The following is a 1,389-nucleotide window of genomic DNA, read 5'->3' as shown; positions in this document are numbered from 1 at the left end:
ATCCGGAGCCCGTACTGAGAAACCGGGCTGTCATCGGACAGCCCACGTCGCCCGAACACAAAAATACGGACACTCTCATTCCACCACGTCTTGCTTCATCGGACGGAACGCGACGGCGAATCCTGGCGCGATCAGGTGTGGTGTTTCCGCTGACGGACATTTCTCGAGCGGCTCTTTTGGTAGTTCAAATCAGTACCCGCCGTACCCATATCCTCTGAACAATGGCTTGCTCTATTCGCCAGTTGTCGTCTTTGAGAACTCATATGTACCGCGTGGGTATTTGCCTGGGCTTTATGCCCCCATTCACCGTCGGCCTTTCCCGGAATTAACCGTGGTCAGCGACATCGATGGGCTTCCCGCTCGAACGCAGCTACTTGCCAAGGGTTACATTACGGACACCACTAGCTACGTCGAGACCTATCTCGGCCAGGTGCTGATCGACGTTGCCAATGAATGGTGATCCATGAGCATCGTTGGCATCAGATTCGGCTTCAGGACTTCACCGGTAAAGTGGGTGCCATCGAACGTGGGTGCCCGGTTCGGCGCGTTGGTGTCGACAGCCCAGGCCTACGCCGGCAGGGGCTTCTTGGCTGGTCAAGCTCCGTCGGGCGAGGACCAGAATGACGTCGATGGCCGTTTCCGCATCCTGAATCAGCCGGCGCAGGGGCGCATCCTGGTGTTCGACCGAGGAACGACCAACTGCATCGCCAGCCTGCTCTCCAAGCCAGACGGCACGTGGCGGGTCAACCGCCTGGATCCCAACCTGATCCTCACCGTGGTCGGCTACGACGACAGCGGTCAGCAGAACGCGGCCATTCAGGACTGGGTGCGCCCGGCCGTGGAGGAATAGCCGGTGGCGGCTGCTGGCAATCGGGTTCCGCTGAATCTGGGACCGCTCTCGCTCGGGGGCGGTCTCCAGGTTGGCTTGAACCTGGGCGTGGACTGGTCACAGGTGGATCCGCCGGGGCCGTCCGCTGAGGCGCTGCGCCTCAGCGTGCGATTTGCTTGGCAGGGAACGCAGCGTTTGGCGCGACTGAGCACGGCCCGATGGCACCAAGCATCTAGCGCGCGAAATGGTGCTGTCCTCAACTGGGTGCAGCATGAGGTGCACTTCGGCGCGGCGACGGCTATGCCCTGGTCGGTGGCCGTAACCGCTGCCGGCAGCTCGCGCACGCCGTGGAACGAGGTAATGCCGCAGCAGCGCGTCGGTCGGTCTATGGGCTGGGTGGCTCAGGACAGGGAGCGGACAGGACTCACCTTGCGCTGGGGATCAGCTGCTTTGCTCGGAGCGGCATGGGAGCTGCCCTACGGATCGTTGCCGGCCGTTGCAAGGGAGCTTGGGCTGCGGTGGGCGCGGCCGCGGCTGACGCGCCAGGCGCACGGGCTGCG

2 protein-coding genes are annotated in these 1,389 nt (G+C 63.0%); both read left to right on the top strand.

Features of this window, described 5'->3' with window-relative positions; all coding sequences use genetic code 11:
* Positions 1-331: 331 nt before the first annotated feature.
* Positions 332-460, top strand: a complete 129-nt coding sequence (locus EGJ34_RS22825) for a hypothetical protein (RefSeq protein ID WP_260477096.1) — start codon at positions 332-334, stop codon at positions 458-460.
* A gap of 3 nt (positions 461-463) precedes the next feature.
* Complete coding sequence (locus tag EGJ34_RS21710; protein ID WP_125362452.1) at positions 464-850, top strand: hypothetical protein; 387 nt, start codon at positions 464-466, stop codon at positions 848-850.
* Positions 851-1,389 lie beyond the last annotated feature (539 nt).

Source organism: Stenotrophomonas sp. 278 (genome assembly GCF_003935715.1).
GTDB lineage: Bacteria > Pseudomonadota > Gammaproteobacteria > Xanthomonadales > Xanthomonadaceae > Stenotrophomonas > Stenotrophomonas maltophilia_AH.
The sequence above is the reverse complement of the archived record's forward strand: the minus strand, read 5'-3'. Positions and strand labels throughout refer to the sequence as shown.

Coding starts and splice junctions, on each gene's coding strand:
- EGJ34_RS21710 (WP_125362452.1), top strand. CDS start 464: ATGAGCATCGTTGGCATCAGATTCGGCTTCAGGACTTCACCGGTAAAG.